Annotated in this window: 14 protein-coding genes; 13 read left to right on the top strand and 1 reads right to left on the bottom strand. The window is 44.4% G+C overall.

The window, feature by feature from the left end:
* The 13 genes from BCT34_RS19160 to BCT34_RS19100 all read left to right on the top strand — a co-directional run bounded on the left by BCT34_RS19160 (position 1) and on the right by BCT34_RS19100 (position 12,182).
* The gene (locus BCT34_RS19160) at positions 1–774 is read left to right on the top strand and encodes a ParA family protein (protein WP_019825554.1); all 774 of its coding nucleotides are present in this window, start codon (positions 1–3) and stop codon (positions 772–774) included.
* 23 nt (positions 775–797) lie between these two features.
* Entirely contained in the window at positions 798–1,679 is an 882-nt protein-coding gene (locus tag BCT34_RS19155; RefSeq protein WP_076654328.1) for a ParB/RepB/Spo0J family partition protein, read from the top strand.
* Between the two features lie 192 nt (positions 1,680–1,871).
* Positions 1,872–2,261 (top strand): F0F1 ATP synthase subunit I, encoded by a 390-nt coding sequence (locus tag BCT34_RS19150; RefSeq protein ID WP_017058798.1) that lies wholly within the window; start codon positions 1,872–1,874, stop codon positions 2,259–2,261.
* Between the two features lie 8 nt (positions 2,262–2,269).
* A complete protein-coding gene (gene atpB, locus BCT34_RS19145; RefSeq protein WP_009848124.1) occupies positions 2,270–3,067 on the top strand; it encodes a F0F1 ATP synthase subunit A in 798 nt (265 codons plus the stop codon).
* A 51-nt stretch (positions 3,068–3,118) separates the two neighbouring features.
* The gene (gene atpE / locus BCT34_RS19140) at positions 3,119–3,376 is read left to right on the top strand and encodes a F0F1 ATP synthase subunit C (protein WP_004411110.1); all 258 of its coding nucleotides are present in this window, start codon (positions 3,119–3,121) and stop codon (positions 3,374–3,376) included.
* Positions 3,377–3,434: 58 nt separating this feature from the next.
* Complete coding sequence (atpF, locus tag BCT34_RS19135; RefSeq protein ID WP_010433231.1) at positions 3,435–3,905, top strand: F0F1 ATP synthase subunit B; 471 nt, start codon at positions 3,435–3,437, stop codon at positions 3,903–3,905.
* A gap of 15 nt (positions 3,906–3,920) precedes the next feature.
* Positions 3,921–4,454, top strand: coding sequence for a F0F1 ATP synthase subunit delta (gene atpH / locus BCT34_RS19130; protein WP_076654329.1), 534 nt, complete (start codon positions 3,921–3,923; stop codon positions 4,452–4,454).
* 13 nt (positions 4,455–4,467) lie between these two features.
* Positions 4,468–6,009, top strand: a complete 1,542-nt coding sequence (atpA, locus tag BCT34_RS19125; RefSeq protein WP_076654330.1) for a F0F1 ATP synthase subunit alpha — start codon at positions 4,468–4,470, stop codon at positions 6,007–6,009.
* Positions 6,010–6,057: 48 nt separating this feature from the next.
* Complete coding sequence (atpG, locus tag BCT34_RS19120) at positions 6,058–6,924, top strand: F0F1 ATP synthase subunit gamma (protein WP_076654331.1); 867 nt, start codon at positions 6,058–6,060, stop codon at positions 6,922–6,924.
* Positions 6,925–6,958: 34 nt separating this feature from the next.
* Positions 6,959–8,362: a F0F1 ATP synthase subunit beta gene (gene atpD, locus BCT34_RS19115; RefSeq protein ID WP_019825544.1), complete on the top strand. Its 1,404-nt coding sequence runs from the start codon at positions 6,959–6,961 to the stop codon at positions 8,360–8,362.
* Between the two features lie 18 nt (positions 8,363–8,380).
* Positions 8,381–8,803: a F0F1 ATP synthase subunit epsilon gene (locus BCT34_RS19110; protein WP_076654332.1), complete on the top strand. Its 423-nt coding sequence runs from the start codon at positions 8,381–8,383 to the stop codon at positions 8,801–8,803.
* 181 nt (positions 8,804–8,984) lie between these two features.
* Positions 8,985–10,343 carry a bifunctional UDP-N-acetylglucosamine diphosphorylase/glucosamine-1-phosphate N-acetyltransferase GlmU gene (gene glmU / locus BCT34_RS19105; protein ID WP_076654333.1) on the top strand — a complete coding sequence of 453 codons (1,359 nt, stop codon included), beginning with the start codon at positions 8,985–8,987 and terminating at the stop codon, positions 10,341–10,343.
* A 219-nt stretch (positions 10,344–10,562) separates the two neighbouring features.
* On the top strand, positions 10,563–12,182 hold the full coding sequence (locus tag BCT34_RS19100; protein WP_076654362.1) for a sensor domain-containing diguanylate cyclase: 1,620 nt from the start codon (positions 10,563–10,565) through the stop codon (positions 12,180–12,182).
* 78 nt (positions 12,183–12,260) lie between these two features.
* Here BCT34_RS19100 and punC read toward each other — a convergent pair whose 3' ends face one another.
* On the bottom strand, positions 12,261–13,472 hold the full coding sequence (gene punC / locus BCT34_RS19095) for a purine nucleoside transporter PunC (protein ID WP_076654334.1): 1,212 nt from the start codon (positions 13,470–13,472) through the stop codon (positions 12,261–12,263).
* Positions 13,473–13,537: the final 65 nt, after the last annotated feature.

Raw genomic sequence — 13,537 nt, 5'->3', positions numbered from 1 at the left:
GTGGGTAGAATCGTAGCAATTGCCAACCAAAAAGGTGGCGTAGGAAAAACAACAACTTGCATTAATTTAGCAGCATCAATGGCGGCAACAAAACGCAAGATATTAGTTGTTGACCTCGATCCTCAAGGTAATGCCACTATGGCGAGCGGTGTCGACAAATATCAAGTTGAAGCAACTGCTTACGATTTGTTGGTTGAAGACACCCCATTTGATGAGGTAGTTTGTCGGAGTACATCTGGCAATTATGACCTCATCGCCGCGAACGGTGATGTTACTGCGGCAGAAATCAAGTTGATGGAAGTGTTTGCTCGTGAAGTTCGTTTAAAAAACGCACTCGAATCCATTCGCAATAACTATGATTTCATCTTTATTGATTGCCCACCCTCATTAAACCTTCTTACAATCAACGCGATGGCTGCGGCCGATTCCGTATTGGTTCCGATGCAATGTGAATATTTTGCTTTGGAAGGTTTGACTGCATTGATGGATACCATCAGTAAGCTAGCGGCAGTTGTAAACGAGAATCTGAAGATCGAAGGTCTTCTGCGTACCATGTACGATCCTCGTAACCGCTTATCGAACGAAGTATCTGATCAACTCAAAAAACACTTTGGTAGCAAAGTCTACCGAACTGTGATCCCTAGAAATGTACGTCTGGCAGAAGCCCCGAGTCACGGCAAGCCAGCAATGTACTACGACAAATATTCCGCAGGAGCTAAGGCTTATCTTGCTCTTGCTGGCGAAATGTTGCGTCGTGAAGAAGTCCCAGTATAGGTCCAACCAAAGGAATTCGCTCAATGTCTAAGCGTGGTTTAGGAAAAGGGCTAGATGCATTGCTTGCAACTAGCTCATTGGCTCGTGAAAAACAGCAAGTTGCTTCCCATAGTCAGGCGTTGTCGGCTGATGGTGAGCTTATCGAACTGGCTGTTGGTTGCTTGAAGCCTGGTGTATATCAACCGCGTAAGGATATTGCGCCTGAAGCGCTAGAAGAGCTGGCTGCATCGATTCAATCTCAAGGCATTATCCAACCGATCGTCGTTCGCCCGTTGGCGCATGACCAGTTCGAGATTATTGCTGGTGAGCGTCGTTGGAGAGCGGCTCGTCAAGCTGGCCTTAAGCAAGTGCCATGTCTGATTAAGAGAGTTGAAGACAAGGCCGCAATTGCGATGGCATTGATTGAGAACATTCAGCGTGAAGACCTGAATGTTATCGAAGAAGCACAAGCGCTAGAGCGCCTACAGAACGAATTTGAGCTGACACACCAACAAGTTGCTGAAGTGATCGGAAAATCGAGAGCGACGGTAAGTAACTTATTACGTCTAAATCAGCTCGAAAATGAAGTAAAAGGTTTAGTTTCCAATAAACAATTGGAAATGGGGCATGCTCGAGCCTTGCTTGCGCTCGAAGGTGATACCCAGGTTGAAGCAGCAAACATCGCGGCAACCAAAAAAATGACTGTTCGTCAAACTGAGCAACTTGTTAAAAAGTGCTTAAAACTAGACGTTGAAGCTGAATCGAAGCCTGAAGACACAGAAGCTATCGAACTTTCACGAAGACTCACGGAAAAATTGCAAGCAAACGTTTCAGTTACTCGTTCTGTTAGCGGTAAGTCAAAAGTGACAATTACTCTTGATGAGCCTCACAAATTAGAGCAACTTATTGCTAAACTAGAGTACTAAATGAGATAATTGATTTAGGTCAATTATGTAATAAACAAGTAATTTCGTACAAAAGTTGTAGGTTTGTATATAAAAATGTAAATGATTGCTGCATTGTTATTGCAATCAATTTGGCTGAACGTATAATTTTCGCCAATTTCTCAGCACGCTTTTAAGCGAGTAGTAAAGAAGGCTTAAAAGAGGAACGAATACATGGTAGCGGCGTTAGCAAGACCAGGACGAGTGCTTGCAAAGCAAATGTTATTGATCGAGCTTAGCGCGGTTATATTAGTGGCGATAGGGTTAGGTTTAGCTGTTAATCCTGATTGGGGTTTTGCTGCATTAATCGGTGGCGGTATTTTTGTCATCGCAAATGCAGTTTTTTGTGTGTGTGCTTTCCTATTTAGTGGAGCTCGCGCAACTAAGTTAGTTGCGGCGTCGTTCTATGCAGGCGAAGCGCTAAAAATCCTTATCACAGTTCTACTATTCTCTATTGTCTACATGTATATGCAGGTGGAATTAGTTCCCCTCAAACTGACCTATTTACTGGTTCTAGGTATTAATATCTTTGCGCCAGTGCTTTTCATTAACAATAAAAAATAGGATGAGTTATGGCTGCGCCAACAGCATCCGGATACATTGAGCACCACTTACAAAACCTTTCTTTAGCTAAGTTTGGTCTTGTAGAGGAGACAAGTTTCTGGAACGTACATATAGACAGTCTGTTTTTTTCGGTGTTGACAGGGATGTTATTCCTTTGGGTTTTTCGCTCAGTCGCTAAGAAAGCAACAGTAGGTGTACCTGGTAAGCTTCAGTGTTTTGTTGAAATGGTAGTGGAATTCGTTGGCGACAACGTTAAGGAAACTTTCCATGGCCGCAACCCTCTGATTGCCCCACTAGCACTGACTATATTCTGCTGGATTATCATTATGAACTTGATGGACTTAGTGCCTATCGATTTCTTACCATATCCTGCAGAGCATTGGCTAGGTATCCCTTACTTGAAAGTGGTTCCTACAGCTGATGTTAATATAACAATGGCAATGGCTTTAGGTGTTTTTGCTCTGATGATCTACTACAGCATCAAAGTGAAAGGTCTAGGCGGATTTGCTAAAGAATTGGCACTGCATCCATTTAATCACCCAATCATGATTCCATTTAACTTGGTACTTGAGGTAATTTCGTTACTAGCGAAGCCACTATCTCTAGGTATGCGTTTATTTGGTAATATGTTTGCGGGTGAGGTGGTGTTTATTCTTATCGCGGCAATGCTACCGTGGTACTTACAATGGGTAGGTGCACTACCTTGGGCTATCTTCCATATCTTGGTCATTTTGATTCAAGCGTTTGTTTTCATGATGTTGACAATCGTTTACCTATCAATGGCTCATGAAGATAGTGATCACTAAAAAAAATTTTTAAGCTTTATTCTAACTATTAATGTTAATCGGAGAACGTAAATGGAAACTGTACTAAGTTTTTCAGCAATCGCTGTTGCTATTATTGTTGGTCTTTGTGCCGTAGGTACTGCAATTGGTTTTGCTATTCTTGGTGGTAAATTCCTAGAAGGCGCTGCGCGTCAACCTGAAATGGCTCCAATGCTACAAGTTAAGATGTTCATCATCGCTGGTCTACTGGATGCTGTTCCAATGATCGGTATCGTAATCGCACTACTATTCACGTTTGCTAACCCATTTGTTGGTCAACTAGCAGGCTAATTAACTCTTAATAGTTAATTAAATTTTTGTAGTTGATTCTTAACGAGGGGTAGCTGTTGTGAATATGAACGCAACTCTGTTAGGTCAAGCAATTGCTTTTTCATTGTTTGTTTGGTTCTGCATGAAATATGTATGGCCACCAATCATGCAAGCAATTGAAGAACGTCAGAAAAAAATTGCTGACGGTCTAGTAGCCGCTGAACGCGCTGCTAAAGACTTGAACCTGGCACAAGCCAACGCTTCTGAGCAAATGAAAGAAGCAAAGCGCACTGCAACTGAGGTTATTGATCAGGCAAACAAACGTAAAGCTCAAATTATTGATGAAGCACGCGAAGAAGCTCAGGCAGAACGCCAGAAAATCTTAGCGCAAGCTGAAGCAGAAATTGAAGCAGAGCGTACACGTGCCCGTGATGACCTGCGCAAACAAGTCGCAACTCTGGCTATAGCTGGTGCTGAGAAAATCCTTGAACGTACAATCGATAAAGATGTACACGATGATCTTCTTAACAACATTACTGCAAAACTTTAAAGCAAGGGGCTGTATATGTCTGATTTGACTACAATCGCACGCCCCTATGCTAAAGCAGCGTTTGACTTTGCGGTAGACAAAGGTGAGCTAGACCAATGGGGTCAGATGCTTACTTTTGCTGCCGAAGTGGCACAAAATGATGATGTTCATAATTTATTAAGCGGTTCTATGACTGCTGAAAAATTAGCTGAAATATTCATTGTAATTTGTGGCGAACAATTTGATGAATTCGGTCAGAACTTAATTAAAGTGATGGCAGAGAATGGCCGCTTAATGGCTTTTCCTGATGTTTGTAAAGAGTTCTTTATACTCAAAAAAGAGTATGAGAAAGAGATCGACGTTGAAGTAACTTCAGCGGTAGAACTTTCTGAAGAACAACGCGCAGAGATCAGCAGCAAATTGGAACAGCGCTTAGCGCGCAAAGTTCAGCTGAATTGCAGTATAGATGAGACTCTGCTTAGCGGAGTTATTATTCGAGCCGGAGACCTAGTCATCGATAACTCAGCGCGCAGTCGTTTAGACCGCCTGAGCGATGCATTGCAGTCTTAATGGGGATTGGAGCATGCAACTTAATTCCACTGAAATTAGCGATCTAATTAAACAACGTATTGAATCTTTCGACGTTGTTAGTGAAGCTCGCAATGAAGGTACTATCGTTTCTGTAAGCGATGGCATCCTTAGCATCCACGGCCTAGCGGACGTGATGCAAGGTGAAATGATCGAACTACCGGGTGGCCGTTACGCTCTAGCACTAAACTTGAACCGTGATTCGGTTGGTGCTGTTGTAATGGGCCCGTATGCTGACCTACAGGAAGGCATGAAAGTTACAGGTACTGGTCGTATTCTAGAAGTACCAGTAGGTCCTGAAATGCTTGGCCGTGTTGTAAACACGCTAGGTGAGCCAATTGATGGTAAGGGTCCAATCGAAGCTAAATTGACTTCGCCTGTAGAAATTATCGCACCGGGTGTAATCGACCGTAAATCGGTAGATCAACCTGTTCAAACTGGTTACAAGTCAGTTGACTCAATGATCCCTATCGGTCGTGGTCAACGTGAACTAGTAATCGGTGACCGTCAGACTGGTAAAACAGCAATGGCGATCGATGCGATTATTAACCAAAAAGATTCTGGTATTTTCTCTATCTACGTAGCTATCGGCCAAAAAGCGTCGACTATCGCTAACGTAGTTCGCAAACTAGAAGAGCACGGCGCACTAGCAAACACTGTTGTTGTTGTTGCATCGGCTTCTGAATCTGCAGCGCTGCAATACCTTGCACCGTATGCTGGTTGTGCGATGGGCGAATACTTCCGTGATCGCGGTGAAGATGCACTGATTGTTTATGATGATCTATCTAAGCAAGCTGTCGCTTACCGTCAAATCTCGCTACTACTTAAGCGTCCACCAGGTCGTGAAGCGTTCCCAGGTGATGTTTTCTACCTTCACTCTCGTCTACTAGAGCGTGCTGCTCGTGTAAGCGAAGTATACGTAGAAAAATTCACTAACGGCGAAGTGACAGGCAAGACTGGTTCTTTAACTGCTCTACCTATCATTGAAACGCAAGCTGGTGACGTATCTGCATTCGTACCAACGAACGTAATCTCGATTACTGATGGTCAGATCTTCCTACAAACTGAGCTATTCAACGCGGGCGTACGTCCAGCTGTTGACCCAGGTATCTCAGTTTCTCGTGTAGGTGGTTCGGCGCAGACTAAAATCATCAAGAAGCTGTCTGGCGGTATCCGTACTGCTCTAGCTCAATACCGTGAACTTGCAGCATTTGCTCAGTTTTCTTCGGATCTTGATGAAGCGACTAAGAAGCAGCTAGACCACGGTCAAAAAGTTACAGAACTGATGAAGCAGAAGCAATACGCTCCTATGTCTGTATTTGACCAAGCTCTAGTAATCTTCGCTGCAGAGCGTGGATACCTTCAAGACGTTGAACTTTCTAAAGTTCTAGACTTTGAAGCTGCTTTACTGTCGTTTGCTCGTGGTCAATATGCCGATCTAGCAACACAGATCGACACAACGGGTGCTTTCAATAAAGAAATCGAAGCTGAGCTGAAGAAGCTTGTTGACGATTTCAAGGCAACCCAGACCTGGTAATTGGTAGGTGGTCTTAGGGCCACCTCATACCATTAACGGAGAGTAACGATGGCCGGCGCAAAAGAGATACGTAATAAAATCGGTAGTGTTAAAAGCACACAGAAGATTACGAAAGCAATGGAAATGGTAGCAGCTTCAAAAATGCGTCGTTCTCAAGACGCAATGGAAGCTACTCGTCCATATGCAGAAACAATGCGTAAAGTGATCGGTCATTTGGCTAATGGTAGCCTCGAGTATAAGCATCCTTATCTTGAGGAACGTGAAGCCAAACGTGTTGGTTACATCATCGTTTCTACAGACCGTGGTCTTTGTGGTGGTTTGAACATTAACTTGTTCAAAAAAGCCATGAACGATATGAAAGATTGGTCTGAGAAAGGTGCTGACGTTGAACTGGCAATTATCGGTTCAAAAGCGACAGCATTTTTCAATAACAGCGGCGCGAAAGTAGCAGCTCAAGTTTCTGGTCTGGGCGATCGCCCAAGCCTTGAAGACTTGATTGGCTCTGTAAGCGTTATGCTGAAGAAATATGATGAAGGCGAATTAGATCGCCTGTTCGTAGTGTTCAACAAGTTTGAAAACACTATGGTTCAAGAACCAACGATCGATCAATTACTTCCTTTGCCTAAATCAGACAGCGAAGAAATGAAACGCAGTCATTCTTGGGACTACATTTATGAGCCCGAGCCAAAACCACTACTAGATGCACTATTGGTTCGCTATGTCGAATCTCAAGTGTACCAAGGTGTGGTTGAGAACCTTGCTTGTGAGCAAGCGGCTCGAATGATTGCAATGAAATCAGCAACAGATAACGCTGGTGACATTATTGATGACTTAGAACTTGTGTATAACAAAGCGCGTCAAGCGGCGATTACACAAGAACTTTCTGAAATCGTTTCAGGCGCAGCTGCGGTTTAAGCTTAGGTAAAACTAAATAGTTAGAGGATTAACGATGGCTACAGGTAAGATCGTACAGATCATCGGTGCGGTAGTCGACGTAGAGTTCCCACAGGGTGAAGTACCTCGTGTATACGACGCTCTGAATGTTAATGAAGTACAAGAACGCCTAGTTCTTGAAGTTCAGCAACAACTTGGCGGTGGCGTAGTTCGCGCAATCGTAATGGGTAGCTCTGATGGTTTACGTCGTGGTTTGACAGTTGAAAATACTGGCGCTCCAATCTCAGTACCAGTAGGTACTAAGACATTGGGTCGTATCATGAACGTCCTAGGTGACGCGATTGATGAGTGTGGCGAGATCGGTGCTGAAGAGCACTACGCTATTCACCGTGAAGCTCCAAGCTACGAAGAGCAGTCTAACGAGACAGCTCTTCTAGAAACTGGTGTTAAAGTAATCGACTTGATTTGTCCATTCGCTAAGGGTGGTAAAATCGGTCTATTCGGTGGTGCTGGTGTAGGTAAGACCGTTAACATGATGGAACTTATCAACAACATCGCACTTCAACACTCAGGCCTATCTGTATTTGCAGGTGTAGGTGAGCGTACTCGTGAAGGTAACGATTTCTACTTTGAGATGCAGGAAGCTGGCGTTGTAAACGTTGAAAAACCTGAAGAATCAAAAGTAGCGATGGTTTACGGTCAGATGAACGAGCCACCAGGTAACCGTCTACGTGTTGCACTGACTGGTCTAACAATGGCAGAGCGTTTCCGTGACGAAGGTCGTGACGTTCTACTGTTCGTTGATAACATCTACCGTTACACACTAGCAGGTACTGAAGTATCAGCACTTCTAGGTCGTATGCCTTCTGCGGTAGGTTACCAACCTACGCTAGCTGAAGAAATGGGTGTTCTACAAGAGCGTATCACGTCAACTAAATCTGGTTCTATCACGTCTGTACAGGCGGTATACGTACCAGCGGATGACTTGACTGACCCGTCTCCAGCAACAACGTTCGCTCACTTGGATGCAACGGTTGTACTTAACCGTAACATCGCATCTATGGGTCTATACCCAGCGATCGACCCGCTAGATTCTACTTCACGTCAACTGGATCCATTGGTAGTTGGACAAGAGCACTACGACATCGCTCGTGGCGTTCAGTCTACTCTTCAGCGCTATAAAGAGCTGAAAGATATCATTGCTATCCTAGGTATGGACGAGCTATCTGAAGAAGATAAGCAAGTTGTATCTCGTGCTCGTAAGATTGAGAAGTTCCTAACTCAGCCTTACCACGTAGCGGAAGTATTTACAGGTGACCCAGGCGTTTACGTACCTCTTAAAGAGACTCTACGTGGCTTCCAAGGTCTTCTATCTGGTGAATACGATGACATTCCAGAGCAAGCGTTCATGTACTGTGGTGCAATTGACGAAGCTATCGAGAATGCTAAGAAGCTATAAGGCTAACTAGGAGGCGATATGGCAGCAATAACCTTTCACCTAGACGTTGTAAGCGCAGAGAAACAAATTTTCTCAGGCCTTGTTGAGACGTTTCAGGTGACCGGTAGTGAGGGTGAGCTTGGTATTTTCCATGGTCATACTCCACTGCTGACCGCTATCAAGCCTGGTATGGTGCGTATTGTTAAGCAGCACGGCCACGAAGAAATCATTTATGTTTCTGGTGGTATGATAGAAGTTCAGCCTGGTACAGCGACTGTACTGGCTGATACAGCTATCCGTGGTGAAGAGCTAGACGCAGCAAAGGCGGAAGAAGCTAAGCGCAAGGCTGTGGAGAATATCCAAAATCAGCATGGCGACATAGACTTCGCACAAGCGGCCGGTGAACTGGCTAAAGCCATTGCTCAGTTACGAGTTATCGAACTGACAAAACAGCGTCGTTAATCTTTTTAAGATTATAGACTCTGAGATAAAGGCGACCTAAGGGTCGCCTTTTTGCATTTTTAGGTCTTCAAAAAACTTCTTTTACGTATCACTACTGGTTAAATGGTTATTGCGATTTAATTTTTTGGCCAAAAACGGTTACAATATCTACTTAATAAAAATAATGTTGGATAGGTTTACAATGAAGTTTAGCGCGGTAATTCTCGCGGCGGGCAAAGGCACTCGCATGTATTCAAACACACCGAAGGTTCTGCATACGCTTGCGGGTAAGCCTATGGTGAAGCATGTTATCGATACATGTAATGGCCTAGGCGCTCAAAACATCAACCTGGTTTACGGCCACGGTGGTGAGCAGATGAAGGCAACCTTAGCTGAAGAATCTGTAAACTGGGCATTGCAAGCTGAGCAGTTGGGTACTGGCCACGCTGTGGATCAAGCATCTGCACATTTCGCTGATGATGAAAAAGTATTGGTGCTATACGGTGATGTTCCATTAATCTCACCTGAAACCATTGAAAACCTATTAGACGCTCAACCAAACGGTGGCATCGCGCTACTTACGGTCGTGTTAGATAACCCAATGGGCTACGGTCGTATCATTCGTCGTAATGGCCCTGTTGTGGCTATCGTTGAGCAGAAAGATGCAACGGATGAGCAGAAGCTTATCAAAGAGATCAACACTGGCGTTATGGTAGCGACTGGTGGTGACTTGAAGCGTTGGTTGTCTGGCCTAAGTAACGATAACGCACAAGGTGAATACTACCTGACTGACGTTATTGCAGCAGCTCACGATGAAGGTCGTGCGGTAGAAGCGGTATACCCTGTGAGTCCAATTGAAGTGGAAGGTGTTAACGATCGCTCTCAACTGGCTCGCCTAGAGCGCGCTTATCAAGCTGAACAAGCAGACAAGCTATTGAAGCAAGGCGTAATGCTGCGCGACCCAAGCCGCTTCGATCTGCGTGGTGAACTGCAATGCGGTATGGATGTTGAGATTGATACTAACGTTATCATCGAAGGCAGCGTAAGCATTGGCGACAACGTAGTTATTGGTACTGGTTGTGTATTGAAAGATTGTGAGATTGATGACAACACCATCATTCGTCCATACAGCGTAATTGAAGGTGCGACGGTAGGTGAAGACTGTACGGTTGGTCCATTTACACGCTTACGTCCTGGCGCTGATATGCGTAATCATTCGCACGTAGGTAACTTTGTCGAAGTGAAAAACACTCGATTAGGCGAAGGCTCTAAAGCGAACCACCTAACGTACTTAGGCGATGCTGAAATTGGTCAGCGTGTAAACGTGGGTGCCGGTGCAATTACTTGTAACTACGATGGTGCGAATAAGTTTAAGACCATCATTGGCGACGATGTATTTGTTGGTTCTGATAGCCAATTAATCGCGCCTGTTACGATCGGTAATGGTGCAACCGTTGGTGCTGGTTCTACGGTAACACGTGACGTTTCTGAGAATGAGCTGGTTATTAGCCGTGCTAAAGAGCGCAAGATTGCGGATTGGCAGCGTCCAAAGAAGAAGTAATCTTCTAACATCCAAAGTTTGATTCTTGTGAAAGCCAGCAATTTACGTTGCTGGCTTTTTTGTCATTATTTATTGATAAAAAAATAATCTATTTCCTAATTGTATTTTGTAGGAAGATTGTTAATATTCAGACTATCGTTCTGTAAGTTGAAGTGTACGCAAATGAGACTTGTTGATAAAAAGTGGCAAACCTTGCCGATCGTTATTTTGTCTTTTTCAATGCTGGTGGGCTTGTATGGCTTTTACATCACTTTGGAAAAGTTAGTGGTAGAGAACGAACGTAACCATCTCGTCTCATTGATGTCTGATGTTGTTTATGAGATTCGTGAAGATAGTAGTCTGTTTACTGCTGGAGTCGATGTGGATGATTATATTGGCAACTTGACGCAAGCCAGTACGCGACTGAGAATTCAGGTTATTAACCTTGATGGTGTCGTGATTGGGGATACAGACCTTTCCGATCATGCACTTGCGAGTGTTGAGAACCACAGCAATCGTCCCGAGTTTCAGCAAGCTTTGAAAACAGGGCTTGGCAGTGATGTGCGCTTCAGTACGGTTACGTCTGTGGATCGCATCTATTATTCCCACAAAGAATCAATGAACGGTAGCAGTTTCGTTATCGTGATCTCTTCGCCAATGCATCAACTGAAACAGATGAATTTCCAATTGATGGGAATTCTGGTTGGTATGGTGTTGCTAAGCTTGAGCTTCTTGATTGGCACTTCTTACGTGAGCAATCGCCAAATTGTTCATCGAGTAGAAGAGGAACAGAAGAAGCAAGACGAACGCATTCGTCAAAGAACCCACGAAATCGAGTTGATGCACCGCCTCGCGAATATGCTAGCAGCTTGTAATAATATGGTGGAAGCACAACAGATCGTTTCAGACATATTGCCGCGAATTCTTGGTAACGTAAATGGCAGTGTCTCTTTGATGCGTGCATCACGTAACCAGCTGATCACGCAGCTCGATTGGGGAGATACTTGGCCCGGAAGTGCGAGCTTTGCACCGGAAGAATGTTGGTCACTTCGCAAAGGGCGAGCACATCAATCGAATGATGATTTCCACTCGTTAACTTGTGGTCACATGCATGAGATGGAAAACAACCAGACCCTTTGTATCCCGTTGACTGCACACGGCAATACTATCGGCATAATGCACCTATATTTCGGTGTTGGTGATATCAAGATTGATCCTATTACTGAGCAATTGGCTTTCAGTGTTTCAGAGCACCTTGGGTTAGCATTGGCTAATTTGAGCTTACAAGAGAAGCTTCGTTCACAAGCATTGAGCGACCCGCTGACTGGCTTATTCAACCGTCGTTTCTTCGAGCAAAAACTAGAAGAGCACTCGATGAATTCAGCCACCAGCGAACAGCCATTATCGTTATTGATGCTCGATTTGGATCATTTCAAACGCTTTAATGACAACTTTGGTCATGATGCAGGTGACTTCGTATTGAAAGAGATCAGTGCGCTACTCAAGCAGAGTGTCAGCGAGGACGAGATTGCTTGCCGACTAGGTGGCGAAGAGTTAGCTGTGTTGCTTCCACATTACACCATGAAGCAAGCGACTGAGTTTGGCCAAACCTTGTGTGATGCAGTGCGTTCGATGCATCTCGAACACAAGGGTCTCTTATTAGGTCAGTTGGGTGTTTCGATAGGTGTCGCAACCTATCCTAAGCCTGCATCAGATACCGAATCTCTGGTTAAGATGGCTGATAACGCGCTGTACATGGCGAAAGATATGGGGCGTAGTCGAGTGGTTAACTATGATGAATATAGCCGCCATAAAGCGCCAGCGTTAGAAGTTGTCGACAGTGAAGCTGCGTCGAAATAGTCATAAGCACAGGCAAAATTTAGATATAAAAAAAGAGCGATTAATCTCGCTCTTTTTTTGTTTTCGTTGACCCAGAAACTAGTCTTGTTTCTCGTCAGCGACTACACGAGAGTTGTCTGGCGTAGCGAAGTGTTCAGAAAGCTCTTTGTTAGAAATAATGTAGCCAACCCACAACGCACCTAAACAAATCACAACTGCGATACCTGTTGCGCTCAATGCTTGGCTAGCCATTGCCGCAACCAATGCACTTGATAGGCCGCTGATGCTGATTTGCAGACTGTTTTGCAGACCAGCAGCTGTTGCTGGGCTTTGTTTAGCGCTTGATAGGGCACGGTTTACTACGATTGGGTAAAGTGCACCGTTTGCTACCGCAATCAAACAGAAAGGCGCAAGTAGAGGCCAGATTGACGTCAGTTCCCACTGTGATGCGATGAAGATAAGCATCGCTGCTACGCTGAACAAACCGATAAGATTTCTTAGTACAACGCCATCGCCGTATTTCTTCACAGCTTGCTTACCAAAGTAACCACCCGCCATGAATGCGATTGTTTGTGGGATGAAGCTTAGGCCGATGTCTTTTGCTTCATAACCTAGCTGAGCCATGATCTCTGGCATACCCGTTAGGTAAGCGAAGAAAGCTGCAGACGCAGAAGCAAACATTAAAACATTACCCATGTAAGGCTTTGATTTAAGCAACATCTTGATGTCTGTCTTAATAGATGTTTGTTTTACTTCTGGTGCTTCTTTTGGTTGAGCCATAGTCGTTGCGACAAGTAGCGCACCCATTAGCGTTAAGGTAACGAAGATACTGTGCCAACCAAAGTTATCCGCCAATAACACACCTAACTGAGGTGCTAGTGCAGGAGATAACGCAACCAAAGGCATGATGGTTGCAAAAATTTGCTGGCTACTGCTTTGCGAGTAACGCTTGATAACCATTGCTTGCCAGATCACCGCAGGAGCACATACACCGATCGCTTGGATGAAGCGTAGTGTCAGTAGATGCCATACCTCAGTACTGAATGCTAAGCCAAATGAAGCTGCAGTAAAGATAACCAGGCCAACCGCCAGCGTATTGCGGTGACCATACTTGTCACTTGCTAGACCCCAAAGAAGTTGACCCATCGCCATACCGCCAAGGAATACGGTTAGAGACAAAGCAATTTGCTCTGGACCGGTTGCGAAATCAACTTCCATTGCCTTAAATGCAGGAAGGTACATATCGGTCGCGATAAAGCCAAGCATTGAAAGAACTGCAAGGTAGACCAATTGAAATTTAGAAATATTCATAAGATGCCATTAAGCTAAAGGTAGTGATGTTTTTATCATCAAAAAAATTGTTTGATATACAGAAG

This window comes from Vibrio sp. 10N.261.45.E2, assembly GCF_002875705.1.
In the GTDB taxonomy this organism is placed as follows: Bacteria; Pseudomonadota; Gammaproteobacteria; order Enterobacterales; family Vibrionaceae; genus Vibrio.
Note: the sequence above shows the minus strand (reverse complement) of the source record. Positions and strands in the feature narration are given on the sequence as shown.

Excerpts from the sequence above, each read along its gene's own strand:
- atpD (WP_019825544.1), top strand. The coding sequence starts at position 6,959 with ATGGCTACAGGTAAGATCGTACAGATCATCGGTGCGGTAGTCGACGTA.
- glmU (WP_076654333.1), top strand. The coding sequence starts at position 8,985 with ATGAAGTTTAGCGCGGTAATTCTCGCGGCGGGCAAAGGCACTCGCATG.
- BCT34_RS19155 (WP_076654328.1), top strand. The coding sequence starts at position 798 with ATGTCTAAGCGTGGTTTAGGAAAAGGGCTAGATGCATTGCTTGCAACT.
- BCT34_RS19100 (WP_076654362.1), top strand. The coding sequence starts at position 10,563 with ATGCTGGTGGGCTTGTATGGCTTTTACATCACTTTGGAAAAGTTAGTG.
- BCT34_RS19110 (WP_076654332.1), top strand. The coding sequence starts at position 8,381 with ATGGCAGCAATAACCTTTCACCTAGACGTTGTAAGCGCAGAGAAACAA.
- atpE (WP_004411110.1), top strand. The coding sequence starts at position 3,119 with ATGGAAACTGTACTAAGTTTTTCAGCAATCGCTGTTGCTATTATTGTT.
- atpH (WP_076654329.1), top strand. The coding sequence starts at position 3,921 with ATGTCTGATTTGACTACAATCGCACGCCCCTATGCTAAAGCAGCGTTT.
- atpB (WP_009848124.1), top strand. The coding sequence starts at position 2,270 with ATGGCTGCGCCAACAGCATCCGGATACATTGAGCACCACTTACAAAAC.
- atpA (WP_076654330.1), top strand. The coding sequence starts at position 4,468 with ATGCAACTTAATTCCACTGAAATTAGCGATCTAATTAAACAACGTATT.
- punC (WP_076654334.1), bottom strand. The coding sequence starts at position 13,472 with ATGAATATTTCTAAATTTCAATTGGTCTACCTTGCAGTTCTTTCAATG.
- atpG (WP_076654331.1), top strand. The coding sequence starts at position 6,058 with ATGGCCGGCGCAAAAGAGATACGTAATAAAATCGGTAGTGTTAAAAGC.
- BCT34_RS19150 (WP_017058798.1), top strand. The coding sequence starts at position 1,872 with ATGGTAGCGGCGTTAGCAAGACCAGGACGAGTGCTTGCAAAGCAAATG.